A 24,312-nucleotide genomic window follows, 5' to 3' on the forward strand; every position below is an offset into this window, starting at 1 on the left:
CGGGATGCGCACGGCGCTCGGACGCGCCGGGTCGCCGCCGTACCGGAATCCGTACCGCGCCCGGACGCCGGGCCGACGCTCTACGGGACCCCCTCCCGCCCCGCCCCGTCAAAACCCCGTCAGGGTCCCGCCCTCGCGCGCGAAGAACACGCAAGGGCCCCTCGGCGGTGGCCGGAACCGCCCCCACGCTGAGTCGACCCCGAGCGCCTCCCCCGCCACCGCGGGACGCGGCGCCGCAGCACCGTACGAAGGAGCACCCACCCCATGTCCGCACCGACCACCGCACCGGACGCCGCCCCCGCCGGGGAGGAACCGCCCGATACCGGTGAGCGGCACCGGCTCACCGCCGTCACGGGTCTCGCCGCGCTGTCGCTGGACGCGATGGCGTCGGTGGCGTACGGGCCCGAGGCGATCGTGCTGGTGCTGGCCGCCGCCGGGGCGCACGGCCTCGGGTTCACCCTGCCCGTGACGTTGGCCATCGCCGGTCTGCTGGCGGTGCTGGTCGCCTCGTACCGGCAGGTGATCGCGGCCTTCCCGGACGGCGGTGGCTCCTACGCGGTGGCCAAGCGGCATCTGGGGACCCGGACCAGCCTGGTGGCCGCCGGGTCGCTGGTCCTCGACTACGTGCTCAACGTGGCCGTCGCCGTCACCGCCGGAGTGGCCGCGCTGACCTCCGCCTTCCCCGCCCTGTACGCCGACCGGCTGTGGCTGTGCCTGGCCGTGCTGGTGCTGGTCACCGGCGTGAATCTGCGCGGGATCGTGGACTCGGCGCGGGCGTTCATCGTGCCCACCGTCGTCTTCGTCGGGTCGATCCTCGTGCTGATCGGGGTCGGGCTGTTCCGGTCGGCCCCGGTCAGCACCGAGGCCGCCGCCGGACATGCCTCCGTGCTGGCCGACAACGCCACCACGGTCGGCGCGCTGCTGCTGCTGAAGGCATTCGCCTCCGGCTGTTCCGCGCTCACCGGGGTCGAGGCCATCGCCAACGCCGTGCCCTCCTTCCGGACGCCCCGGGCCAAGCGGGCGCAGCACGCGGAGGTCGCGCTCGGCGCGGTGCTGGGCGTGATGCTGATCGGGCTGTCCGTGCTGATCTCGCGCTTCCACCTCCAGCCGGTCGAGGGCGTCACCGTCCTCGCCCAGCTCGCGGAAGCCTCCCTCGGCCACAACGCGGCCTTCTACGTCGTCCAGTTCGCCACGATGGTGCTGCTGGCGCTGTCCGCCAACACCTCCTTCGGCGGGCTGCCCGTGCTGCTGAAGCTGCTGGCCCGGGACAACTACCTGCCGCATGTCTTCGCCCTCAAGGCCGACCGGCAGGTGCACCGGCACGGGGTGCTGGCGCTGGGGCTGGTCTCCGCCGCCCTGCTGGTCTTCTCGGGCGGCGACACCAACACCCTGGTGCCGCTGTTCGCCATCGGTGTCTTCATCGGCTTCACCCTCGCCCAGATCGGCATGGTCCGGCACTGGCGGCTGGAGCGCGGCCCGCGCTGGCGGGGCAAGGCCCTGCTGAACGGGTTCGGCGGCACGCTCACCGGGCTGTCCGCGATCGTCGTCACCGCCACCAAGTTCGACGAGGGCGCCTGGCTCGTCGTCGTCGCGCTGCCGCTGCTGGTGCTCGCCTTCCGGGCGGTGCACCGGGCGTACACCCGGATGGGCGAGCGGCTCGGGCTCGGTCTGGTGCCCGAGCCGCCGCACCGGGACCGGTCGATCGTGGTCGTGCCGGTGTCCTCGCTGTCCCGGCTGGCCTCCGAGGCGCTCACCGCGGCCCGCTCGCTGGGCGACGAGGTCCGCGCGGTGACCGTCTGCCATCCGGACGCGGAGGACCGGGCCGAGCGGTACGCGCTGGAGCGCGCCTGGGCCGACTGGGACCCCGGCGTGCCCCTGGTCCGGTTGCACAGCGAGCGGCGTGCCCTGGGGCGGCCCATCGCCGCCTACGTCCGGTCGCTGGCCGCGGCGCCCGGGACCCGGGTCACCGTGCTGATCCCCGAGGTCGAGCCGGAACGGCGCTGGCAGCGGCTGCTCCAGAACCAGCGGGGCGCGGTCGTCGCCCACGCGGTGCGCCGCGACACCGACGCGGTGATCTGCCGGTTGCGGTTCCGGCTGACCTGACGCCCGCTTGAGTACCGTGATCGTCGTATGACACTCCGTGACGACGGCTTCCGTGGCGGAGCCGTCGGCATGGCGTCCGTACGCCGTCGGCAGCACGTCGGCAGCACGTCGGCAGCACGCCGGCGGCACGCCGGTGGCACCTGGGTGCCCCGTCGGTACGCCGGGTCCGGCCGGGGCCCGCACCGATCCGCCGTAAGAGTCCCGTCAAAGGGGTGCAGCGCCCCGTATGGGACACGTCAACGGCGGTCGGAACCGGCCAAACAGGCTGTTTCCTCAAACCGTCCTTGTCTCGTTCGAACTTCGACTCCAGGAGCTCACGATGGCCGATGTGGCCTTCGTCGTCGCCACGCTCGCGCTCTTCGCGCTGGTGGCTCTCGTCGCCAAGGGGGTGACGAAGCTGTGACCGCCGAGAACATCGTCGGCCTGATCGTGGCCGTCGCCCTGCTGGGCTATCTCGTCCTCGCGCTGATCTTCCCGGAGAGGTTCTGAGCCGCACATGCGTCCCGTACTCGCCGGCGTCCTTCAGCTGCTCGCGCTGATCGGCGCGCTCGCGGTGGTCTATGTACCGCTCGGCAACCACATCGCCCGGGTCTACTCCTCCGACCGGCATCTGCGGGTGGAGAAGTGGATCTACAAGGGCATCGGCGCCAACCCCGAGGCCGCCATGCGCTGGCCCGCCTATCTGCGCGGGGTCCTCGCCTTCTCGGCCATGGGTGTGCTGTTCCTGTATCTGCTCCAGCGGCTCCAGGGCGTGCTGCCCGGCTCGCTGGGCTTCGTCTCCATCGACCCGGACCAGGCGTTCAACACCGCCGTGTCCTTCGTCACCAACACCAACTGGCAGTCGTACTACGGCGAGCAGGCCATGGGTCCGCTCGTGCAGACCGGCGGTCTCGCGGTGCAGAACTTCGTCTCCGCCGCCGTCGGCATGGCCGTCGCCGTCGCCCTGGTGCGCGGCTTCGCCCGCTCCCGCACCGGTGAGCTGGGCAACTTCTGGGCCGACCTGGTCCGCGGCACCGTCCGCATCCTGCTGCCGCTGGCGTTCCTCGGGGCGCTCGTGCTGGTCGCCTGCGGGGCCCTCCAGAACTTCTCCGGCATCCACGAGGTCGGCCAGTTCATGGGCGGCTCCCAGCAGTGGAACGGCGGCGCGGTCGCCTCCCAGGAGGCCATCAAGGAACTGGGCACCAACGGCGGCGGCTACTTCAACGCCAACAGCGCCCACCCCTTCGAGAACCCGACCCCGTTCACCAACCTGTTCGAGATCTTCCTGATCCTGGTCATCCCGTTCGCCATGACCCGCGCCTTCGGCGTGATGGTCGGCTCGGTCAAGCAGGGCTACGCGATCCTCGCCACCATGGCGACCATCTGGGTCGGCTTCGTCGCCCTGATGATGTGGACCGAGTTCGCCCACAGCGGCACCGCCTTCCAGATCGCGGGCGGCGCCTACGAGGGCAAGGAGGTCCGCTTCGGCGTCGGCAGTTCGGCCCTCTTCGGCGTCTCCACCACCCTCACCTCCACCGGCGCGGTCGACTCCTTCCTGTCCTCCTTCACCGGACTCGGCGGCGGGATCGCCATGCTGGGCATGATGCTCGGCGAGATCGCGCCCGGCGGTGTCGGCTCCGGCCTCTACGGCATGCTCATCATGGCGATCATCGCCGTGTTCATCGCCGGGCTGATGGTCGGCCGCACCCCCGAGTACCTGGGCAAGAAGATCGGCCCCCGCGAGATCAAGCTCGCCGCCTGCTACATCCTCATCACCCCGGCGCTGGTGCTGATCTTCACCGCGTTCGCGATGGCCCTGCCCACCCCGGGCAACTCGATGACCAACTCGGGCGCCCACGGCTTCTCCGAGATCCTCTACGCCTATACCTCCGCGTCCAACAACAACGGTTCGGCCTTCGCCGGGCTCAACGCGGACACCCAGTGGTTCAACAGCACCCTCGGCGTCGCCATGCTCCTCGGCCGGTTCCTGCCGATGGTGTTCGTGCTGGCGCTGGCCGGATCGCTGGCCGAGCAGAAACCCGTCCCGGAGACCGCGGGCACCCTGCGCACCGACAAGCCGATGTACTCCGGGCTGCTGGTCGGCACGATCATCATCGTCACCGGTCTGACCTACTTCCCGGCGCTCGCGCTGGGCCCGCTGGCCGAGGGGCTGGCGTGATGGCCATACAGAACTCCCGCCCACCGCAGCGCCCGCAGCCCGCGGGGCAGCCCGAGACGTCCACGCAGGACCAGCAAGGGGCCTCGATGTCCACAGCCACCCCGACCCGGGCCCCGCACAGCGATGTGCCCACCGGGCGCAAGCCCGCCGACGGCCGTGTCGGCGCGGGCCTCTTCGACCCCCGCCAGCTCCTCAAGTCGCTGCCGGACGCCCTGCGCAAGCTCGACCCCCGGGTGATGGTCAAGTCCCCGGTGATGTTCGTGGTGTGGGTCGGCTCGATCCTCACCACCGTGTTCTCCTTCACCGACCCCGGCGACTGGTTCGGCTGGGCCATCAGCGCCTGGCTCTGGCTCACCGTGATCTTCGCCAATCTGGCCGAGGCGGTCGCCGAGGGCCGCGGCAAGGCGCAGGCCGACACCCTGCGCAAGGCCAAGACCGACACCGTCGCCCGCCGTCTCACCGGTATGCGCGAGGAGCAGGTCCCCGGCACCGAACTGCGCATCGGCGACCTCGTGGTGTGTGAGGCGGGGGACGTCATCCCCGGCGACGGCGATGTCGTCGAGGGGGTCGCCTCGGTCGACGAGTCCGCCATCACCGGTGAGTCCGCCCCCGTCATCCGGGAGTCCGGCGGCGACCGCAGCGCGGTCACCGGCGGCACCAAGGTGCTCTCCGACCGGATCGTCATCAAGATCACCACCCGGCCCGGTGAGACCTTCATCGACCGGATGATCAACCTGGTGGAGGGCGCCGCCCGGCAGAAGACCCCCAACGAGATCGCGCTGAACATCCTGCTCGCCTCGCTGACCATCGTCTTCCTGCTGGCCGTCGCCACGCTGCCGCCGCTCGCCGACTACGCGGGCACCGATCTGTCGATGGTCGTCCTGGTCGCCCTGCTGGTCTGTCTCATCCCGACCACCATCGGCGCCCTGCTCTCCGCGATCGGCATCGCGGGCATGGACCGGCTGGTGCAGCGCAATGTCCTCGCCATGTCCGGCCGCGCGGTCGAGGCCGCCGGTGACGTCTCCACCCTGCTGCTCGACAAGACCGGCACCATCACCCTCGGCAACCGCCAGGCCGCCGAGTTCGTGCCCGTGCGCGGCACCACCGCGCCGGAACTCGCGGACGCCGCCCAGCTCTCCTCGCTGGCCGACGAGACCCCCGAGGGCCGCTCGATCGTCGTCCTCGCCAAGGAGAGCTACGGGCTGCGCGAGCGCCACCAGGGCGAGCTGGCCCAGGCCGAGTGGATCGCCTTCACCGCCCAGACCCGGATGTCCGGGGTCGACGTCGACGGCCGCAAGGTCCGCAAGGGCGCGTCCGGTTCGGTGATCGCCTGGGTGCGGGAGCGCGGCGGGGAGATCGCCGACGACGCCGACCGGATCACGGGCGAGATCTCCGAGGCGGGCGGCACCCCGCTGCTGGTCGCCGTGGAGGACTCCGCGGGCGCCCGGGTCCTCGGGGTGATCCACCTCAAGGACGTGGTCAAGGAGGGGATGCGCGAGCGGTTCGAGGAACTGCGCCGGATGGGCATCAAGACCGTCATGATCACCGGCGACAACCCGCTCACCGCCAAGGCCATCGCCCAGGAGGCCGGTGTCGACGACTTCCTCGCCGAGGCCACCCCCGAGGACAAGATGGCCCTCATCAAGCGGGAGCAGGCGGGCGGCAAGCTGGTCGCGATGACCGGCGACGGCACCAATGACGCCCCGGCGCTGGCCCAGGCGGACGTCGGTGTCGCCATGAACACCGGGACGTCGGCCGCCAAGGAGGCCGGCAACATGGTCGACCTCGACTCCAACCCGACCAAGCTCATCGAGATCGTGGAGATCGGCAAACAGCTCCTGATCACCCGGGGCGCGCTGACCACCTTCTCCATCGCCAACGACGTCGCCAAGTACTTCGCGATCATCCCGGCGCTGTTCGCGGCCGTCTACCCCGGCCTCGACAAGCTCAACATCATGCAGCTGTCCTCGCCGGACTCCGCGATCCTGTCGGCGGTCGTCTTCAACGCGCTGATCATCATCGCCCTGGTGCCGCTGTCCCTGCGGGGCGTGCAGTACCGGCCGGTCAGCGCCGACAAGATGCTCCGCCGCAACCTCGGGATCTACGGCCTCGGCGGGCTGATCGCGCCCTTCGTCGGCATCAAGCTCATCGACCTGCTCATCTCCCTCATCCCCGGGATCGGCTGACCGCCATGAACAACTCCGTATCGAACACCGCCCGGCTGCTCGGGGCCGGCCTGCGCGCCCTGCTGGTGCTGACCCTGGTCACCGGTGTCGTCTACCCGCTCGTCGTCACCGGCTTCGCCCAGGGCCTGTTCAGTAACTCGGCCAACGGCTCTGAGGTCACCGCGGACGGGAAGGTCGTCGGCTCCTCGCTCATCGGCCAGGCGTACAACCTGCCGCTGAAGGAGGGCCAGGAGACCCCGGAGCCCGACCTCAAGTGGTTCCAGGGCCGCCCGCAGAACGGGCTCGGCAGCAACAGCGTCAACACCCAGTACAAGCTGATCCTGTCCGGCGCGACCAACCGCTCCGGCGACAACCCCGAGCTGATCCAGTGGGTGACCGACGCCAAGGCCGCCGTCGTCAAGGACAACTCGGTGCCCGGCCACACGGTCCAGCCGTCCCAGGTGCCCCCGGACGCGGTCACCTCCTCCGGCTCCGGCCTCGACCCGGACATCTCCCCGGCGTACGCCGACCTCCAGGTCCACCGGGTCGCCGAGAAGAACGGCCTGCCGGTGGCCGAGGTGCAGCGACTGGTCGACACGCACACCGAGGGCCGCACCCTCGGCTTCATCGGCGAGCCGCGGGTCAACGTCCTCGAACTGAACATCGCGCTCCGGGACCTCGTCGCGGGCGGCTGAACGGGACCCGCGCGGTGCCGCCGACCGACCGGCACGGGAGCCGGCGCCCCGGGAACACCCCCGGACCGCGCCGGCTCCCGCCGCCGTGCCCGCGGCACGCCCGCACCCGTCTCCTCTCCGACGGGGCGCGCTCCCCCCGTACGGCACACCGCACCGCCGTACGGCGCGAACCTCCTCCCGTACGACACGAAAGGCATACGCCGATGACTCGCGTGCTGGTGGTCGAGGACGACCCGCAGCTCGTCCGGGCGCTCGTGATCAATATGCAGGCGCGGCAGTACGGGGTGGACTCCGCCTCCGACGGCGCGACCGCGCTGCGACTGGCGGCGGCCCGCCAGCCCGATGTGGTGATGCTGGACCTGGGCCTGCCCGACATGGACGGCGTCGAGGTGATCCGGGCGCTGCGCGGCTGGAGCCGGGTGCCGATCCTGGTGCTGTCGGCCCGGCAGGCGTCCGACGAGAAGGTGGCCGCCCTGGACGCCGGGGCGGACGACTACGTCACCAAGCCGTTCAGCATGGACGAGCTGATGGCCCGGCTGCGGGCGGCCGTGCGCCGCACCGACGACACCGTGCCCGCGCCCGGCGCCACCCTGGTCACCACCCCCGACTTCACCCTCGACCTGCTCGCCAAGCGCGCGGTGCGCGACGGGCGGGACATCCGGCTCACCCCGACCGAATGGCATCTGCTGGAGCTGCTGGTGACCCGTCCCGGGCGGCTGGTCAGCCAGCGGTTCCTGCTCCAGGAGGTGTGGGGGATGTCCCAGCGCAACAAGAGCAACTATCTGCGGGTCTACATGGCCCAGTTGCGGCGCAAACTGGAGAGCGACCCGTCCCATCCCCGCTATCTCATCACCGAACCCGGCATGGGTTACCGCTTCGAAGGATGAACATGGCACGCGGCAAGCTGCGGATCTACCTCGGCGCCGCCCCCGGCGTCGGCAAGACGTACGCGATGCTGTCGGAGGCCCATCGGCGCGTCGAACGGGGCACCGACTGCGTGGTCGCCTTCGTGGAACACCACGAGCGGCCCCGTACGGAGGTGATGCTGCACGGTCTGGAGCAGATCCCGCGCAAGGAACTGGAGTACCGGGGCTCCACATTCACCGAGATGGACGTGGACGCGGTCCTCGCCCGCCACCCCAGGGTCGCCCTGGTGGACGAGCTGCCCCACACCAACATCCCGGGCTCCCGCAACGCCAAGCGCCACCAGGACGTGGAGGAACTCCTCGCCGCCGGGATCGACGTGATCTCCACCGTCAACATCCAGCACCTGGAGTCGCTGGGCGATGTCGTGGAGTCGATCACCGGGGTACGGCAGCAGGAGACCGTGCCGGACGAGGTGGTGCGCCGGGCCGACCAGATCGAGCTGGTCGACATGTCACCGGAGGCACTGCGCCGCCGCATGGCGCACGGGAACATCTACCAGCCGGACAAGGTCGACGCCGCCCTCTCCAACTACTTCCGGCCGGGCAATCTGACCGCCCTGCGCGAGCTGGCCCTGCTCTGGGTCGCCGACCGGGTGGACGAGTACCTCACCGAGTACCGCAGCGCCCACCAGGTCTCCGCGATCTGGGGCTCCCGGGAGCGGATCGTCGTCGGTCTGACCGGCGGTCCGGAGGGGCGCACGCTGATCCGGCGGGCCGCCCGGCTGGCCGAGAAGGGCGCCGGGGGCGAGGTCCTCGCCGTCTACATCTCCCGCAGCGACGGCCTCTCCTCCGCCTCCCCGAAGGAACTCGCCCAACAGCGCACCCTGGCGGAGGACCTCGGCGGCACCTTCCACCATGTGATCGGCGACGACGTCCCGGCCGCCCTCCTCGACTTCGCGCGGGGCGTCAACGCCACCCAGATCGTGCTGGGCGTCTCCCGCCGCAAGACCTGGCAGTACGCCTTCGGCCCCGGCGTCGGCACCACCGTCGCCCGTGAGTCGGGACCCGACCTCGACGTCCATCTGATCACCCACGGCGAGGCCGGCAAGGGGCGCGGACTGCCCGTCGCCCGGGGCGCCCGGCTCGGCCGGGCCCGGCTCGTCTGGGGCTGGCTCGTCGGGGTGCTCGGCCCGATGCTGCTGACCGCGCTGCTCGCCGGACTCGCCCCGGACGTCGGCCTCGCCAACGACATGCTGCTCTTCCTCACCTGCACGGTGGCGGCGGCGCTGCTCGGCGGCCTGGTCCCCGCGCTGGCCTCGGCGGTGGCCGGGTCGCTGCTGCTGAACTGGTTCTTCACCCCGCCCGTGCACACCCTCACCATCTCCGACCCGCAGAACATCGTGGCCATCGCGATCTTCGTCGGGGTCGCCGTGTCGGTGGCGTCGGTGGTCGACCTCGCGGCCCGGCGCACCCATCAGGCGGCCCGGCTGCGGGCCGAGTCGGAGATACTCTCCTTCCTCGCCGGGGACGTGCTGCGCGGCGAGACCAGCCTGGAGGCGCTGCTGGAACGGGTCCGGGAGACCTTCGCGATGGAGTCCGTGGCCCTGCTGGAGCGGGACGGCGAGACCGCGCCCTGGACCTGCGCGGGCAGTGTCGGCCCGCACCCGTGCCGAAGCCCCGAGGACGCCGACGTGGACGTCCCGATCGGCGACCACATGGCGCTCGCGCTCTCCGGGCGGGTGCTGCCCGCCGAGGACCGCCGGGTGCTCGCCGCGTTCGCCGCCCAGTCCGCCGTGGTCCTGGACCGGCGGCGGCTGCGCGAGGAGGCCGACCGGGCGCGGACCCTGGCCGAGGGCAACCGCATCCGCACCGCGCTGCTGGCCGCCGTCAGCCACGATCTGCGTACCCCGCTCGCCGGGATCAAGGCGGCCGTCACCTCGCTGCGCGCGGAGGACGTGGCCTGGTCGGAGCGGGACCAGGCGGAACTGCTGGAGGCCATCGAGGAGGGCGCCGACCGGCTGGACCACCTGGTCGGCAATCTGCTCGACATGTCCCGGCTCCAGACCGGCACGGTGACCCCGATCGTGCGGGAGATCGACCTCGACGAGGTGGTGCCGATGGCGCTCGGCGGGGTGCCCGAGGACAGCGTCGACCTGGACATCCCGGAGAGCCTGCCGATGGTCGTCGTCGACAAGGGGCTGCTGGAGCGGGTGGTGGCCAACGTGGTCGAGAACGCGGTGAAGTACAGCAACCGCGATGCCGTGCTGGTGTCGGCGAGCGTGCTGGGGGAGCGGGTGGAGGTCCGGGTCGTGGACCGGGGGCCGGGTGTGCCGGACGAGGCGAAGGAGCGGATCTTCGAGCCGTTCCAGCGCCATGGCGACGCCCCGCGCGGGGCCGGGGTCGGCCTCGGTCTCGCGGTGGCCCGCGGATTCGCCGACGCGATGGGCGGCACGCTCACGGCGGAGGACACCCCGGGCGGCGGGCTCACGATGGTGCTCAGCCTGCGCCGGGCACCGGGGCGCCGGCCGCGCGGCGCGGCGGACGGAGACCGTCCGGCCCGGGACGCCGAAGCGACCGGCCCGGCGGAACCGGGGGAGCCGGGGGAACCGGAGACACGGGCGGCGGCGCTCCCGTAGCCCGGGGCGGCGGGAGCGGTGTGGGTACGGCGGGTGTGGTGCAGGGGGGTGGCCGGGAGGCTGGGGGCGGGTACGGCGGGAGTCGACGCGCGGGTCCCCCGTACGGCTCGGTGGGGGTCGTCAGGTGCCGTCGGAGTCGTCCGGTGCCGTCGGAGTCGTCAGGTGCCGTCGGAGCCGTCAGGTGCTGTCGGCGGCGTCAGGTGTGGTGGGGCTCGTCCGGGGCGGGCTCGGTGAAGCGGCCCGCGTCCAGGCGCAGCCGCCAGGTGTTGCGGCGGTGGACGGCCGTCAGCTCCGCCTCCAGAGGGGACGGCGGGATCGCGAGGACCGGGCAGTCGGCGTGCGTCAGGCAGTAGCGGCCCACCGAGCGGGAGAAGACGCGGTGCAGGGCGCTGCGCCGCCCGGCGCCCACCACCAGCACATCGCTCTCCCGGTCCGCGGCCCGGACGAGGGCGGGGCCGGGAGTGCCCCGGGCGACCGTGGCCCGCATCGGGACGCCGGGGCCGCCGGAGCCGAAGGCGTCGCCGAGCGCGCCCAGCAGCTTCTGCCCGGCCAGGCGCCGCCACTCGTCGAGCAGCACACAGGGGGCGGGGTTGCGGCGGACGCCCAGTTCACCGCCGGGCGGCTCCCAGGCCAGCACCGGCCACAGCTCCGCGCCCCGGCGGCGGGCCTCGTCGGCGGCCCGGCACAGCGCGGTGAGACTGCCGAGGGAGCCGCTGACCCCCACCACGACCCTGGGGGCATCCGTGCTGCCGGGACCGGACATCGCTCCACCGTTCGTCGCCCACGGCGAGGGCCTCGCGCCCTCGGCCGGGCCCCGGGCGGGGCCGGTTCCATCTCACCCCGGCGCGGGGCCGAGCAGGGCTTCGGTAGCGCCTTCTTGGCGCGGTCCCGGCGGATTCTTGCGCGTCCTTGACGCCACCGCCGACACGGTCGGCTACCCGGTGTGACGGGCCCTGGATACGCGTCGGGGCCGGTTCGCGGTATGTCCGCGGTCCGGCCCCAGTTGTCCTCGGGCGGAGTGTTCGTCCGGCCGCCCGGTCCGGATCAGGCCGCCGTGACCACCAGAGGGCGGTGCGGGGCGATGATCTGGCCGTCCGGCAGCAGTTCGCCGGTGTCCTCGAAGAGCAACACTCCATTGCACAGGAGGCTCCAGCCCTGTTCCGGGTGGTGCGCCATGAGACGGGCGGAGTCCCGGTCGGCGGAGTCTGCTGTGGGGCACGAAGGCGTGTGCTGGCACATAGGAGGGATCTTTCGCTCTGTCGTGATGTGGGTGGTGTGGGTGGTATCAGTAGTGGCCCGCGTATCTGTTCCGCGGCTTGACGTGTCGTTCATGGCCGCCCCCCGTGTGATTAGTCGGTCCGAAACCAGTGTTGCCCCCTGGGCGTCGATCCGCAGGGATTTCGCAGCACCGCTTCTCACAGGTTGATGACGCATCACCCGGCCGGACGGTTCATTTCAACTGCACTGCCCTTTTGGGTGGTTCGCGCTGGCCGGATGGGGCTAGTCCGGTCGGGTTCAGTGCCGGAACGGCTCGTATGAGCGGCACAGGTCACCGGAGAGCGCCGGGGAGTGCCGGTGAGCGTCGAGGGGGCGACGGAGGCCGCCGGAGAGCGCCGTACCCCGCGGCCGATGATCCGGCGGCGGGGTACGGGGAGGGATGCAGGGCGGGGAGGTCTCAGGCGGGGGAGCCCAGCATCGGTACCGGTGTCGCCCGGTGGGTCAGGACCGGGAGCAGTTCGGCGACCTGGTGCGGGCGGTGGGCCGGGATGCCGGGCGGCGCCGGGGCCAGCGGGACCAGGAGGTCGGCGGGTCCGGGATGGCCCGCCGCCGCGTCCGCCGCGGGGTCGCCGTGCAGCCACAGGGTCAGCATGTAGAGGCTGGGCACGGAGAGCAGCCGTGGCTGGTACGCGGTGGGCAGCGCCTCCGCCTGGCGCAGGGCGAGTTCCGTGGAGGCCAGGTAGGGGCCCTCGAAGAAGTGCGAGAAGGTCCAGCCGTCGGGGGTCAGCCGGGTCTCCGCGGCGGCCACGGTCCGGCCGCCGCTGTGGATCAGGAAGCGCCAGCCCGCCAGCCGGGTGGCGGTGACTCCCTCCGCCGTCACCGGGTCCAGGACATGGACGGGCAGCGGGAGTTCGGGGGTGACGGGTCCGTCGGCGGCGCGCAGCGAGGGCGTTCGGGCCTCGCGGACCGCCGTGGGCGAGCCGAGGGCCGTGAGAACGGTCCGAAGAGCGGGTGCGGGAGCCGGCGGGACATGCAGCGGCATGGTGGGTCGCCTCTCAATCGACAGGCAGGGGGTGCGTGAGGGCGGGGGCGGACGACACTGTCTGCTCACGAGGCAAGGGAGGGGGCGGGGCCGGAGGTGTCCGGGGACGAGCGACGGGAGAGTTCCCGTGCGCGGGAACGTGACGGCGGAAATCCCCGGAAGTCGGCGCCAGCCTTCTGCCTTGTTCGCGGAGTTTATACGCCAGCCGTTCGAGTGGTGTTTCCGCTAGCCGTTCCCGGGCACCCGGACAAGGCCGCTTTCGGCCGTGGATTCAGGGTGAAACATCCCGATTTCCGAGTGGCTGTACGGCGCTGACCTCGGAGGGCCACCAAGGTGCGGTGGGCCAATTGTCGTCGGCGTTTTTCACGAGTAACTCGGAGGCCGGAATCCGTATATGCCGTATGCCAGTGGAATGTGCCGCCGGACGAAAGTGCCCGCCAGGGACCAGATTAGCGGGCGCGGGGACCGGCGGGGGGCGTTATGGATCGTCCGGGCTGGGCATCATCCATGCTGACATCCACCCGGGCCCGTACCCGGTCCGCCCACCGGGCGGGCCGGGGTCCGGGCCCGACCCATCCGAGGAGGGACGCTTCGATGGGGGAGAAGGTCGTGGCAGGCGGTACGGACCTGTCCGATCGGCACAGCTACCGGGACAAGCTCCGGCGCTGTCTGACCGGCCTGGAACGGCTGCTCGCCGAGGAACGGTTCGACCGGCCCAAGAACCTCATGGGTCTGGAGATCGAATTGAATCTGGTCGGTGCCGACGGCCTGCCGAGAATGCTGAACGGGCAGGTCCTGGAACGGATCGCGAGCCGGGATTTCCAGACAGAACTCGCCATGTTCAATCTGGAAGTCAACATTGCCCCCCACCGATTGAGCGGCCGGGTATTCGACCGGCTCGCCGAGGAAGTCCGCACCTCTCTCGCGTACGCCCACCGCAAAGCGGTCGAGGTCGACGCCGGAATCGTGATGATCGGCATTCTGCCGACCCTGGACCGGGACGATCTGGTCTCGTCCAATCTCTCCGAGGTGGACCGCTACACCCTGCTCAACGATCAGATCGTGGCCGCGCGCGGCGAGGACTTCACCCTGGACATCGACGGGGTGGAGCATCTGGTGTGCACCTCCCGGTCCATCGCGCCCGAGGCCGCCTGCACCTCCGTACAGCTCCATCTCCAGGTCACCCCGGACCGGTTCGCCGATGTGTGGAACGCGGCGCAGGTCGCCTCCGCCGCGCAGATCGCCGTGGGCGCCAACTCGCCGTTCCTGTTCGGGCGGGAGCTGTGGCGGGAGTCCCGGCCCCCGCTGTTCCAGCAGTCCACCGACACCCGGCCGCCGGAGCTCCAGGCCCAGGGCGTCCGACCGCGCACCTGGTTCGGCGAACGCTGGGTGACCTCGGCGTTCGACCTCTTCGAGGAGAACCTGCGCTACTTCCCCGCCCTGCTGCCCATCTGCGACGACGAGGAGCCCCTCGCGGTGCTCGACGCCGGCGGGGTCCCCACGCTCGCCGAACTCGTCCTGCACAACGGCACGGTCTACCGCTGGAACCGGCCCGTGTACGGCGTCGCCGACGGCGCCCCGCATCTGCGGGTGGAGAACCGGGTACTGCCCGCCGGACCGACCGTCGCCGACGTCCTCGCCAACGCGGCCTTCTACTACGGCCTGGTCCGCGCCCTCGCCGACGAGTCCCGGCCGGTGTGGACCCGGCTGCCGTTCGAGGCGGCGGCGGACAACTTCGACGCCGCCTGCCGCCATGGCATCGAGGCCCGCTTCCGCTGGCCCCGGCGCGGCCGGTACGGCTCCCTCACCGAGGTCGACGCCGTCGCCCTGGTCCGTGACGAACTGCTGCCGCTGGCCGCCGCCGGACTGGACGCCTGGGGCATCGAGCCCGCCGACCGCGACTTCTATCTCGGGATCATCGAGGAGCGCTGCCGACGCCGGGCCAACGGGGCGTCCTGGCAGGTCGCGACCTTCCACCGGGCCCTGGAGAGCGGCCTGGACCGCGACGAGGCGCTGGCCGCGACGACCCGCCGGTACTGCGCGCTGACATGGCTCGGGGAGCCGGTGCACACCTGGCCGGTGGGCCTGCCGGAACCGGCGTCCCTCTGACCGGCGGGCGCGGGGCGGCCTCGGCTCCCCCGGCTGCCGGGGACCCGCCCTGACCTTCCTCACCAGGTGGCGTGGGATGCGCGTGCCGGGGACTTGTCCCGACCTTTCCCGGGGCGGCCGGCCTTCCTGTGCCGGGGATGTGTCCCGGCCCTCTGCGGCGCCGCGCCCCGCCCCGCCGGGACCCGGTTCCGGCACTCCCGGCCTGGCTCTGTCCGCCTCCGCCGAGGACGCGTCCGGCCTTCCCCGGCGACCTGTCCCGGTGCGGCCGTCCCGTCCGCCCCGCCGGGGACCGGTCCCGTCCCGGCGGCCGGATTCTCAGGGGCATGGGGCAAGCTGTGATCTCTCACGGCTCTACCCCTGGAGGCACCTGTGCAGGCTGAGGACAGCGCCACGGCCGACGCACGGCCGCTGGAGCGGCTCTCGCGGCGGACCCTGCGCGACGAGACACTGCTCGTCCTCGCCCTCTCGCTGGGCGCGAGCGCGGTGTCCGCGCTGATCAGTTTTGTCGGCTCGGTCACCCGGCCCGGCGGACTGCGCGACCAGGCGGCCACCCTCAACGCCTCGGCCGCGCCCGGCCGCCCCTGGCTGGACCTCGCCTGGCAGTTGTTCGGCATCACCACCGCGCTGGTGCCGGTCGCGCTGGTCGCGCATCTGCTGCTGCGCGAGGGCGCCGGACTGCGCGCGATCGGCTTCGACCGCACCCGGCCCTGGCCCGACCTCGGGCGCGGCGCGGTGATCGCGGCCGGGATCGGCAGTACCGGCATCGCCTTCTATCTCGCCGCCCGGGGCCTGGGATTCAACCTGACCGTGGTGCCGGAGGCGCTGCCGGACGTGTGGTGGAAGTTCCCGGTGCTGATCCTGTCCGCCGCGCAGAACTCCGTCGTGGAAGAGGTCATCGTCGTCGGCTATCTGCTGCGCCGCCTCGATCAGCTCGGCTGGTCGCCGGGCGCCTCGATGGCCGCGAGTTCGGTGCTGCGCGGCTCGTACCACCTCTACCAGGGCATCGGCGGGTTCATCGGGAACATGGTGATGGGCGTGGTCTTCGTCTATCTGTACCGCCGCTGGGGCCGGGTGGGGCCGCTGGTGGTGGCGCACACCCTGCTCGACATCGGCGCGTTCGTCGGGTACGCGCTGCTGGCGGGCAGGGTGGACTGGCTGCCGACCGCCTGAGCGGTCAGGGGGCGCGCAGCTCTCCCTCGATGACCGTGACCGCCCGGCCGGTGAGCAGGGTGCGGGGGCCGCGCAGCCCGGTACGGACCAGGCCGGTGCGGCGGGACGCCTGGAGGCCGGTGAGGTCGGGGCCGCCCAGCCGCTCGGACCAGTACGGGGCGAGGGCGGTGTGGGCGCTGCCGGTGACCGGGTCCTCGTCGATGCCGACCTTGGGGAAGAAGCAGCGCGAGACGTAGTCGTAGCCCCGGGACGGGTCCTCGGCGCGGGCGGTGGCGATGATGCCCCGGGACGAGTAGCGGGCGAGCGCCCGGTGGTCCGGGGCCAGGGCGTGGACCGTGCGTTCATCGGCGAGTTCGAGGACCAGGTCACCGACGTTCGGGCCGGTGTCGGTCGCGGCCAGCGGCTGGGCTCCCAGCGCCTCGGCGACGCCCTCCGGCACGTCCACCGGGGTCAGCGGCGCGGTCGGGAAGTCCAGCGTGATCGACCCGTCCGGCGCCGGACGCGCCGAGAGCACGCCGCTGCGGGTCGCGAACCGCACCGGTCCCTCCTGGGTGCCGGTGCTGTGCAGTACATGGGCGGTGGCCAGGGTGGCGTGGCCGCACAGGGCGACCTCGGTCACCGGGGTGAACCAGCGCAGCGCCCAGTCCGCGTCCCCGCCCGGCGGCAGGGGGTGCGCGAACGCCGTCTCGGCGTGGTTCACCTCCAGCGCCACGTTCTGGAGCCAGCCGTCCTCGGGGAAGGCGTCCAGCAGCAGCACTCCGGCGGGGTTTCCGGCGAAGGGACGGTCGGTGAAGGCGTCGACGATTCGAATCCGCATGGGCCGACCGTAGGGCGTGCGGTCCGGGCCGGACCAAGGCCAATCGCCGGGATCTGGCCCCTTCCCGTCGCCGGTGGGCCGAACGCGACGGGGGGCCGGTCCGGCGGTCCTCCCTGCCGGTCCGGCCCCCCGAGGGGCGTGCTCGCGAGCCGTACGGTCCTCAGTCCGTGCCCAGCTCCATGGCCGCGCGGTCCAGCAGCTCGTCCTCCTCGGAGACCTCGCCGCGCGAGGCGATGGCCTCGGCGCCGCCCTCCGGCATCGCGCCGATCAGACCGGTCGCGGCGGCCTGCGCGGCACCGATCGCCGGGTGCGAGGTGCCGATCAGGCCCATCCCGGCGTACTGCTCCAGCTTGGCGCGGGAGTCGGCGATGTCCAGGTTGCGCATGGTGAGCTGGCCGATGCGGTCGGCGGGGCCGAACGCCGAGTCCTCGGTGCGCTCCATGGAGAGCTTGTCCGGGTGGTAGCTGAACGCCGGGCCCGTGGTGTCGAGCAGCGAGTAGTCCTCGCCGCGCCGCAGCCGCAGGGTCACCTCGCCGGTGACGGCCGCGCCGACCCAGCGCTGGAGCGACTCACGGATCATCAGCGCCTGCGGGTCCAGCCAGCGGCCCTCGTACATCAGCCGGCCGAGACGACGGCCCTCGTTGTGGTACTGGGCGAGGGTGTCCTCGTTGTGGATCGCGTTCACCAGCCGCTCGTAGGCGGCGTGCAGCAGGGCCATGCCCGGGGCCTCGTAGATGCCGCGGCTCTTCGCCTCGATGATCCGGTTCTCGATCTGGTCGGACATACCGAGGCCGTGCCGCCCGCCGATGGCGTTGGCCTCCATCACCAGGTCCACGGCGGAGGCGAACTCCTTGCCGTTGACGGTGACCGGGCGGCCCTGGTCGAAGCCGATCGTCACGTCCTCGGGGGCGATCTCGACCGACGGGTCCCAGAACCGCACGCCCATGATCGGCTCGACGGTCTCCACGCCGGTGTCCAGGTGCTCCAGGGTCTTCGCCTCGTGCGTGGCGCCCCAGATGTTGGCGTCCGTGGAGTACGCCTTCTCCGTGCTGTCCCGGTAGGGCAGCCGGTGCGCCACCAGCCATTCGGACATCTCCTTGCGACCGCCCAGCTCGGTCACGAAGTCGGCGTCCAGCCACGGCTTGTAGATCCGCAGGTTGGGGTTGGCGAGCAGGCCGTAGCGGTAGAACCGCTCGATGTCGTTGCCCTTGAAGGTCGAGCCGTCGCCCCAGATCTGGACGTCGTCCTCCAGCATCGCCCGGACCAGCAGCGTGCCCGTCACGGCCCGGCCGAGGGGCGTGGTGTTGAAGTACGCCCTGCCGCCCGAGCGGATGTGGAACGCCCCGCAGGTGAGCGCCGCCAGGCCCTCTTCCACCAGCGCCGCCCGGCAGTCGACGAGCCGGGCCACCTCGGCGCCGTAGGTCTTGGCGCGGGTGGGCACCGACGCGATGTCGGGCTCGTCGTACTGGCCGATGTCGGCGGTGTAGGTGCACGGGACGGCGCCCTTGTCGCGCATCCAGGCGACCGCGACCGAGGTGTCGAGCCCGCCGGAGAAGGCGATGCCGACGCGCTCGCCGGTGGGGAGGGAGGTGAGGACCTTGGACATAGGAAGAGTATGCATCACCTCGCATGGTCATGCAAAGCCCTTGTTCGGGAGCCGTGCGGGGGCCCTGCCGGGCGTTGGCTCGGGAGGTGCTCGGTGGTGAAGTGGGCTTTTGCTGCGGGCGCGGTGTGCCTGCCGTGTGGGGCGCTGATGCCCGGCACGGGTCGTACGGGCCCCGTGCCGGGCGCGGTCCGCCGGTCAAGCGGTGCTTTGCCTCAGGTGCCGTCGGCCGGTCATGTGGGGCTCCGCCTCAGGCGTGGTCTGCTGGTCGTGCGGGTCTCTGCCGTAGGCGCCGCCCGGCCGCCGGTCATGTGGGGCTCCGCTCCCAGGTGCCCGGCCGCCAGTCCTGCGGGCCTCTGCCTCAGGTGCCGTCCGCCGGTGACGCCGGCCTCCGCCCCAGGCGCCGCCACGCCGGTCCTGCCGGCCTGCGCCCCAGGTGTCGTCCGCCGGTCGTGCGGGCCCCCGCGCCCGGCGCCGCCGTCATCAGTCCCCGCGCCTCCCGCTCAGCAGCCCGTGCGGGCCCCCGCACCCGGCGCCGCACCCTCCGTTGGTCACGCCACGCGCTTGTCCCGGGCGCGGTCCGCTGTCGCCGAGACGGCGATGGCCGGGAGGATCGCCAGTGACAGGATCCCGCCCGCCAGTGCCAGCACCGGGTATCCCGTGGCGGCCACCACCAGGCCGGACGCCAGACCCCCCGTCGTCCCGGCGATGGCGATGGAGACGTCCACCAGGCCCTGGGTCTTCGCCCGGGTGGCCAGCGGCACCGCGTCCGTGATGATCGCCGTGCCCGAGATCAGACCGAAGTTCCAGCCGAGGCCGAGCAGGATCAGCGCGAGCGCGAGCAGCGCCACCGAATCGCCGGGCGCGACGGCGGCCAGTACCCCGGCGGCCAGCAGCGTGACCCCGGACGCGCCTGCGACCCGGAGCCGGCCCCAGCGGTCCGCCAGTCGGCCCGTCAGTGGCGACGGCAGATACATCGCCGCGATGTGCAGCGCGATGACCAGTCCGGCGGCGGCCGTGCCATGGCCGTGGTCGTGCATGTGGACCGGCGTCATCGTCATCACGGCGACCATCACCAGCTGGGTCAGGATCATCACCAGCGCGCCCAGCACGACACCAGGCGGTCGCCGCCCCGCCGGGTCCTCACCGTCCCCGGTCGGCACCGTCACCGTTCCCGCGTCCGCCGCCGCCAGCGCACGGGCCGTCAGCAGCGGGTCAGGACGCAGCCGCACCGCCAGCACCAGCGCGGCCAGCGCGTACGCCGTGCCCGACAGCAGGAACGGTCCCGCGAGCCCCGGTACGCCGACCCGTTCCGCGAGTGAGGCCATCGGCGCGGCCAGGTTGGGAGCGGCGACCCCGCCGAGGGTGGTGGCCACCAGCACCCGGGACACGGCCCGCGCCCGGTGGTCCGGCGTCGCGAGATCGGCGCCCGCGTACCGCGCCTGGAGATTGGTCGCGGTCCCGGCGCCGTACACGAACAGCGACAGGAACAGCAGGGCCGGGAGGTCAAGGACGGCGGCGGTGATGACGCCCGCGCTGCCCAGCGCCCCGGTGAGATAACCGGCGGTCAGTCCCGGCCGTCGCCCCCGGGACTGCGAGATCCGGCCGACGACCACGGCCGCGAGCGCCGAACCGGCGGTGAACAGCGCGCTGGGCAGCCCCGCGAGGCTCGTGCCGCCCAGCATGTCCTGCGCGAGCAGCGCACCGACCGTCACCCCCGCGGCGAGCCCGGCGCCGCTGAGGATCTGCGAGGCGACCAGCGCCCGCAGGATGCGCTGCTGCGCCTGGGCCGGGTCGATGGTGCCGCCCGGTATCAGCGGGGTCGCGGCCCCCGTCGGCCCGCTCACGCCGGGTCCCCGGCGGCCACCGGCCGCTCGGCGAGCCGCCACTCCAGCATCCCGTCGTGCAGCCGCACCGCCCGCCGTCCACGCTCGGTCAGCAGCCGTACGGCGTCGTACGCGAGCACGCAGTACGCGCCCCGGCAGTAGACGACGATCTCGGTGTCCCGGGGCAGCTCGCCGATCCGCTCGGCCAGCCGGTCGACCGGGAGGGACCGGGCGCCGGGGATGTGCCCGGCCCGGTACTCGTCGTCCGGCCGCACGTCCAGCAGCACCACCTCCCCCGCGGCCACCCGGGCGGTCAGCTCCTCATGGCTCACCTCGGCCGGGTCGTACCCGCCGAGATACGCGTCCCGCGCCGCCGGAACGGCCGCCTGGTGGGCCTCGGTGACCTGGCGCAGCAGCGCGAACAGCCGGGCCACGTCCTGCCCCGCGAGCCGGTAGTGGACCCGTACGCCCTCGCGTCGGGTGACCACGAACCCGGCCTGCTTGAGGGTCTGGAGATGGGCCGAGGCGGTGGTGAGATGCAGCCCGGCCGCCTTCGCCAGGGCGTCCACGGTCCGCTCGCCCTGGGCCAGCAGATCGAGCAGTTCCAGCCGCTTTCCGCTGGCCAGCGCCTTGCCTCCGGCGGCGAAAGCCTCGTAGAGCCGTGCTTTGCCGCCGGGGTCCGCCGGTTCGGCCGTACCGCTCGTCATGTCCGCCTCCAGGCTCCGCCGGGACGCCTGGACGGCATCCGCCACCGCCATTATCCATATTTCCATGGAATAGTGGAGTAGAGCGCTGGCGGGCGGTTCAGAGCGCCGGGGCCGGAGGTGTCCAGCGGCGGTGCGGCGGCAGGGCGTCCGAGACGCCGTACTCGCCGCGCAACTGCTCCGGGATCGCGTAGTGCATGACCCGGCCCCGGGTGAGCGAGGACAGTTCGAGGACCGTGGTCAGATGGCCCAGCCGGTCCAGCGCCCAGGCGCCGAGCGGGGAGTGGTCCTCGATGGTCTCCAGGACCCCCAGCAGATGCGGCACCGCCTTGACGACGGTGTCCCACGGCGTGCGCGGCACCCCGAGCCAGTCCGCGCTGGTGTCCCCGACCAGATGACGGATCAGCGCCGACACGATCGGATCGAAGAAGGTGCCGGGCACGACCTCCTCGTAGAGGTCGATGAGCTGGCGGGTCAGCTGGACGCCCTCCTCCGACGGGCCCATGTGCCGGATCATGTACAGATCGAGGAACTGCCGCGCCTCCTCCAGGGTCTTGGGCACGGCGTCCTGGTCGACACCGAGCATCGCGCCGACCACCCGCCAGGCGTAGTAGTACGACTCCGCGCCGCTCTGCGACATATGGATGCCGAGCCGGTGCAGGCTGTCCAGCACCAGCATCGAGAAGAACATCTGGCCGCCGATCATGTCCTCCTGACAGATCGGCGTGCCGAGCGCGGCGGTGTCCCAGAGGCCCTCGCGGCGCAGATGGTGGCGGATCGAGGCGTGCAGCAGCCGTACCTTCTGCGCCGCCGGGACGAACCGGCTGCCCGCCTCGAAGGCGCCCGGCTGCATCAGATAGACGGTGAACTGGCCGGTCTCCGCCATCCGCTTGGACGGGTACTTCAGTCCGTGGGTCGCCGACAGCAGCTTCGCCACATGCGGGACGACATAGCAGGCGGGCATCGAGGCGAAGGACAACGCGGTCGAGATGTGGACGTTGTTGTCGATGAAGAACAGCCGGGCCTTCTCCATCTCCGCCCAGTCCACCCAGGACGGCGGGGCGCTCGTCGCCGCCAGGTACTCCCGGGCCACGTCCGGCAGCCCGTCCGGGAGCGGGCTCCCCACGGTGGAGACATACCGCATCAGCGTGTTGAACTTGCCCACCTCGCCCTTCTCGAAGAGGGCGGCGACGGTGGCGTCGGCGAGTTCGTCGCCGGGCTCGCGCAGAGCGTCCAAGGTGGCATCGGTGTAGAGCGTGGACATACGGCGGGCTCCTAGTCCTGCGTACGGCTGCGGCTGCGGCTGCGGGGGAGTCGGGGGTCAGGACGTGCGGCTGGTCGCCGAGCGCGCCAGGGACGTCAGCGCCCCCGTGGCGGACGCCGGTACGTCCAGGTCGTGCAGGGCGTCCAGGGAGTGTGTGACCCGGGCCGCGATCATGTCCTCGATCCGGTCGGGCGCCTTGAGCCGGACCATCAGGGAACGGATGCCGTCCAGCGCCTCCGCGTCCAGGGTGCGGCGGCCCAGCAGGGCGTCGAGGCGGTCGCGTTCGGCGGGTCCGGCGAGCCGCCAGGTCTCCGCGAGCAGGGCGGTGGGCCGCTGGGCGGCGAGATCGTCGGCGTTGGCCTTGCCGGTGCTCCGCGGGTCGCCGAACAGCCCGAGCAGATCGTCCCGGAGCTGGAACGCCTCGCCGAGCGGCAGCGCGTACGCCGAGTACCCGGCGCGCAGCCGGGCGCCCGCCCCGGCCAGCAGACCGCCGATGAGCAGGGGCTGTTCGACGGTGTACTTGGCGGTCTTGTACCGGATCACCTTCAGTGACGCCTCGGTGTCCGGGCCCGCCCCGGTGCGCAGGATCTCCAGGCACTCGCCCGCGATCAGCTCACGGGCCATCACCGACCACAGCGGACGGGCCCGCGCCAGATAGGCGGCGGGCAGACCGCTGGCCGCGAACAGCTCCCCGGCCATCATCATCAGCAGATCGCCCACCAGCATCGCCAGGGAGCGGGCGGCGGCACCGGCGCGCGGTCGGCGCCGCACCGGGCCGCGCAGGGCGCGATGGGCGGTGGGCTGGCCCCGGCGCAGCGGGCTGTCGTCGATCAGGTCGTCGTGCACCACGGCGGCGGCGTGCACCAGTTCCATGGAGGCCGCGGCCCGCAGCAGCGCGGCGCTGTCCGGCTGGCCCGCCGCGCGCCAGCCCCAGTAGCAGAACGCCGCGCGCAGCCGCTTGCCGTGCGCGACGGCGGTCATCAGCTGCTCGGCGACCGGTGCCAGCAGCGGATCGATCCCGGCGAACCGGTCGGCCTCCTCAGCGACGAAGGTGTGCAGCTCACCGTCGATCCGGGCGCGGAAACCGGCGGGGTCCCAGCGCTCAGCCATGGGCGGAGGAGCGGCGGTGGGGGGCGGTCTGGGACGCGGGACCCGTACGGCGGTCGGGATCGGAGTCGGCGCCGGTGCCGGTCGCTGTCGCATACCTGGAGTGCCGGGCCAGGATCTCCAGGTGGGCCGGGGGCGGGCTGGCGTACCGGTCCACGACCAGCCGGCCGCGTGCCACGAGGTCCCGCTCCGCCTCCTTCGCCAGTTCCGCGCCGTCCGAGCGGCGCAGCAGGCCCCGTACCGTGCCGAAGGCCGTGCCCACCGTGGTCACCGCGAGATCCGCGAGCCCGGCGGCCAGCAGCAGCGCCTGCTGGTCCAGCCCCGGCCGCCGTGCCGCCGTGCCCGGTGTCCGTCCGTCGTCCATATGACCCCCACCCGTACGCGTCCGTGCGGCGCCGGTCGTGCGCCGCCCCGCGTCGAGGATCGCGGCGGCCGGGGAGATCCGGCGGGGCGAAATCACCAACGAGTGATCATCTCGCTCGGCCGTACGGATAAAGGTGGCGCGACTTTGCGCCAGTGGATGGCGCGGGTGGCGCATTTCCCTCTAGATCTCCATTGGTCAAGTGAACAGGCGATCAAGTGATCTCGTCCGGGAGACCTGAATGCGCCCCGCCCTCTCCTGTCGTCTGTTTCACGCCACTGATCTCCGAAACTCGGTGGCGTGAAAAAGAATCCATGACGGCCGTCCCGTGCGGCGCGGAAGCCGCGCATTTCGCACGGCACGCTCGTGGCTGAGGACGGGGAGAGGACCGGTACCCGATACTGAATCCACCCTGACCAGCGCGGGGGAATACATCCGGACTCAGCCCGCGGTACCGGGCGGTACAGG

The 24,312-nt window shown here is 72.3% G+C and carries 20 protein-coding genes; 10 read left to right on the plus strand and 10 right to left on the minus strand.

The features are described 5' to 3' along the window. Window positions 1–264: 264 nt before the first annotated feature. From AB0D49_RS24135 to AB0D49_RS24170, 8 genes are all read left to right on the plus strand, one after another. Window positions 265–2,103 (plus strand): APC family permease, encoded by a 1,839-nt coding sequence (locus tag AB0D49_RS24135; RefSeq protein ID WP_362760917.1) that lies wholly within the window; start codon window positions 265–267, stop codon window positions 2,101–2,103. Window positions 2,104–2,329: 226 nt separating this feature from the next. Beyond that, window positions 2,330–2,506, plus strand: coding sequence for a hypothetical protein (locus AB0D49_RS24140; protein WP_362760919.1), 177 nt, complete (start codon window positions 2,330–2,332; stop codon window positions 2,504–2,506). Then, window positions 2,503–2,592 carry a K(+)-transporting ATPase subunit F gene (gene kdpF / locus AB0D49_RS24145; protein WP_037659531.1) on the plus strand — a complete coding sequence of 30 codons (90 nt, stop codon included), beginning with the start codon at window positions 2,503–2,505 and terminating at the stop codon, window positions 2,590–2,592. Before AB0D49_RS24140 ends, kdpF begins: the two co-directional genes overlap by 4 nt. A 7-nt stretch (window positions 2,593–2,599) precedes the next feature. Then, complete coding sequence (kdpA, locus tag AB0D49_RS24150) at window positions 2,600–4,261, plus strand: potassium-transporting ATPase subunit KdpA (protein ID WP_362760921.1); 1,662 nt, start codon at window positions 2,600–2,602, stop codon at window positions 4,259–4,261. Between the two features lie 86 nt (window positions 4,262–4,347). After that, window positions 4,348–6,447, plus strand: coding sequence for a potassium-transporting ATPase subunit KdpB (gene kdpB / locus AB0D49_RS24155; RefSeq protein WP_362760923.1), 2,100 nt, complete (start codon window positions 4,348–4,350; stop codon window positions 6,445–6,447). Window positions 6,448–6,452: 5 nt separating this feature from the next. After that, window positions 6,453–7,121 (plus strand): potassium-transporting ATPase subunit C, encoded by a 669-nt coding sequence (locus AB0D49_RS24160; RefSeq protein ID WP_362760925.1) that lies wholly within the window; start codon window positions 6,453–6,455, stop codon window positions 7,119–7,121. Between the two features lie 203 nt (window positions 7,122–7,324). Then, window positions 7,325–8,008, plus strand: a complete 684-nt coding sequence (locus AB0D49_RS24165) for a response regulator transcription factor (protein ID WP_362760927.1) — start codon at window positions 7,325–7,327, stop codon at window positions 8,006–8,008. A 2-nt stretch (window positions 8,009–8,010) separates the two neighbouring features. Beyond that, window positions 8,011–10,623: a sensor histidine kinase KdpD gene (locus AB0D49_RS24170; protein WP_362760928.1), complete on the plus strand. Its 2,613-nt coding sequence runs from the start codon at window positions 8,011–8,013 to the stop codon at window positions 10,621–10,623. A 196-nt stretch (window positions 10,624–10,819) separates the two neighbouring features. Here AB0D49_RS24170 and AB0D49_RS24175 read toward each other — a convergent pair whose 3' ends face one another. From AB0D49_RS24175 to AB0D49_RS24185, 3 genes are all read right to left on the minus strand, one after another. After that, window positions 10,820–11,386, minus strand: coding sequence for a universal stress protein (locus AB0D49_RS24175; RefSeq protein ID WP_362760929.1), 567 nt, complete (start codon window positions 11,384–11,386; stop codon window positions 10,820–10,822). A 281-nt stretch (window positions 11,387–11,667) separates the two neighbouring features. Continuing rightward, window positions 11,668–11,862 carry a DUF5999 family protein gene (locus tag AB0D49_RS24180; RefSeq protein WP_362760930.1) on the minus strand — a complete coding sequence of 65 codons (195 nt, stop codon included), beginning with the start codon at window positions 11,860–11,862 and terminating at the stop codon, window positions 11,668–11,670. Between the two features lie 436 nt (window positions 11,863–12,298). After that, on the minus strand, window positions 12,299–12,883 hold the full coding sequence (locus AB0D49_RS24185; protein WP_362760932.1) for a hypothetical protein: 585 nt from the start codon (window positions 12,881–12,883) through the stop codon (window positions 12,299–12,301). 594 nt (window positions 12,884–13,477) lie between these two features. Here AB0D49_RS24185 and AB0D49_RS24190 point away from each other — a divergent pair. Both AB0D49_RS24190 and AB0D49_RS24195 read left to right on the plus strand, forming a co-directional pair. Further along, the gene (locus AB0D49_RS24190; protein ID WP_362760934.1) at window positions 13,478–14,992 is read left to right on the plus strand and encodes a glutamate--cysteine ligase; all 1,515 of its coding nucleotides are present in this window, start codon (window positions 13,478–13,480) and stop codon (window positions 14,990–14,992) included. 369 nt (window positions 14,993–15,361) lie between these two features. Further along, entirely contained in the window at window positions 15,362–16,162 is an 801-nt protein-coding gene (locus AB0D49_RS24195) for a type II CAAX endopeptidase family protein (protein WP_362760936.1), read from the plus strand. Window positions 16,163–16,166: 4 nt separating this feature from the next. Here AB0D49_RS24195 and AB0D49_RS24200 read toward each other — a convergent pair whose 3' ends face one another. The 7 genes from AB0D49_RS24200 to AB0D49_RS24230 form a co-directional block, all read right to left on the minus strand. Next, window positions 16,167–16,979, minus strand: a complete 813-nt coding sequence (locus tag AB0D49_RS24200; RefSeq protein WP_362760939.1) for a PhzF family phenazine biosynthesis protein — start codon at window positions 16,977–16,979, stop codon at window positions 16,167–16,169. A gap of 160 nt (window positions 16,980–17,139) precedes the next feature. Then, window positions 17,140–18,585 (minus strand): argininosuccinate synthase, encoded by a 1,446-nt coding sequence (gene argG, locus AB0D49_RS24205; protein ID WP_362760942.1) that lies wholly within the window; start codon window positions 18,583–18,585, stop codon window positions 17,140–17,142. Window positions 18,586–19,133: 548 nt separating this feature from the next. Further along, window positions 19,134–20,399: an MFS transporter gene (locus AB0D49_RS24210; RefSeq protein ID WP_362761261.1), complete on the minus strand. Its 1,266-nt coding sequence runs from the start codon at window positions 20,397–20,399 to the stop codon at window positions 19,134–19,136. A 26-nt stretch (window positions 20,400–20,425) separates the two neighbouring features. Beyond that, on the minus strand, window positions 20,426–21,181 hold the full coding sequence (locus AB0D49_RS24215; RefSeq protein WP_362760944.1) for a metalloregulator ArsR/SmtB family transcription factor: 756 nt from the start codon (window positions 21,179–21,181) through the stop codon (window positions 20,426–20,428). A 31-nt stretch (window positions 21,182–21,212) separates the two neighbouring features. Next, entirely contained in the window at window positions 21,213–22,376 is a 1,164-nt protein-coding gene (locus AB0D49_RS24220; protein ID WP_362760946.1) for an oxygenase MpaB family protein, read from the minus strand. A gap of 57 nt (window positions 22,377–22,433) precedes the next feature. Further along, the gene (locus AB0D49_RS24225) at window positions 22,434–23,486 is read right to left on the minus strand and encodes a polyprenyl synthetase family protein (protein ID WP_362760948.1); all 1,053 of its coding nucleotides are present in this window, start codon (window positions 23,484–23,486) and stop codon (window positions 22,434–22,436) included. Continuing rightward, complete coding sequence (locus AB0D49_RS24230; protein WP_362761263.1) at window positions 23,479–23,847, minus strand: hypothetical protein; 369 nt, start codon at window positions 23,845–23,847, stop codon at window positions 23,479–23,481. Before AB0D49_RS24230 ends, AB0D49_RS24225 begins: the two co-directional genes overlap by 8 nt. Window positions 23,848–24,312: the final 465 nt, after the last annotated feature.

This window comes from Streptomyces sp. NPDC048290, from assembly GCF_040652095.1.
GTDB lineage: Bacteria > Actinomycetota > Actinomycetes > Streptomycetales > Streptomycetaceae > Streptomyces.

Excerpts from the sequence above, each read along its gene's own strand:
- AB0D49_RS24170 (WP_362760928.1), top strand. The coding sequence starts at position 8,011 with ATGGCACGCGGCAAGCTGCGGATCTACCTCGGCGCCGCCCCCGGCGTC.
- AB0D49_RS24160 (WP_362760925.1), top strand. The coding sequence starts at position 6,453 with ATGAACAACTCCGTATCGAACACCGCCCGGCTGCTCGGGGCCGGCCTG.
- AB0D49_RS24185 (WP_362760932.1), bottom strand. The coding sequence starts at position 12,883 with ATGCCGCTGCATGTCCCGCCGGCTCCCGCACCCGCTCTTCGGACCGTT.
- AB0D49_RS24200 (WP_362760939.1), bottom strand. The coding sequence starts at position 16,979 with ATGCGGATTCGAATCGTCGACGCCTTCACCGACCGTCCCTTCGCCGGA.
- AB0D49_RS24135 (WP_362760917.1), top strand. The coding sequence starts at position 265 with ATGTCCGCACCGACCACCGCACCGGACGCCGCCCCCGCCGGGGAGGAA.
- AB0D49_RS24180 (WP_362760930.1), bottom strand. The coding sequence starts at position 11,862 with ATGTGCCAGCACACGCCTTCGTGCCCCACAGCAGACTCCGCCGACCGG.
- AB0D49_RS24215 (WP_362760944.1), bottom strand. The coding sequence starts at position 21,181 with ATGGAAATATGGATAATGGCGGTGGCGGATGCCGTCCAGGCGTCCCGG.
- AB0D49_RS24220 (WP_362760946.1), bottom strand. The coding sequence starts at position 22,376 with ATGTCCACGCTCTACACCGATGCCACCTTGGACGCTCTGCGCGAGCCC.
- AB0D49_RS24225 (WP_362760948.1), bottom strand. The coding sequence starts at position 23,486 with ATGGCTGAGCGCTGGGACCCCGCCGGTTTCCGCGCCCGGATCGACGGT.
- argG (WP_362760942.1), bottom strand. The coding sequence starts at position 18,585 with ATGTCCAAGGTCCTCACCTCCCTCCCCACCGGCGAGCGCGTCGGCATC.
- AB0D49_RS24140 (WP_362760919.1), top strand. The coding sequence starts at position 2,330 with ATGGGACACGTCAACGGCGGTCGGAACCGGCCAAACAGGCTGTTTCCT.
- AB0D49_RS24175 (WP_362760929.1), bottom strand. The coding sequence starts at position 11,386 with ATGTCCGGTCCCGGCAGCACGGATGCCCCCAGGGTCGTGGTGGGGGTC.
- AB0D49_RS24165 (WP_362760927.1), top strand. The coding sequence starts at position 7,325 with ATGACTCGCGTGCTGGTGGTCGAGGACGACCCGCAGCTCGTCCGGGCG.
- AB0D49_RS24230 (WP_362761263.1), bottom strand. The coding sequence starts at position 23,847 with ATGGACGACGGACGGACACCGGGCACGGCGGCACGGCGGCCGGGGCTG.
- kdpB (WP_362760923.1), top strand. The coding sequence starts at position 4,348 with ATGTCCACAGCCACCCCGACCCGGGCCCCGCACAGCGATGTGCCCACC.
- kdpA (WP_362760921.1), top strand. The coding sequence starts at position 2,600 with ATGCGTCCCGTACTCGCCGGCGTCCTTCAGCTGCTCGCGCTGATCGGC.
- AB0D49_RS24190 (WP_362760934.1), top strand. The coding sequence starts at position 13,478 with ATGGGGGAGAAGGTCGTGGCAGGCGGTACGGACCTGTCCGATCGGCAC.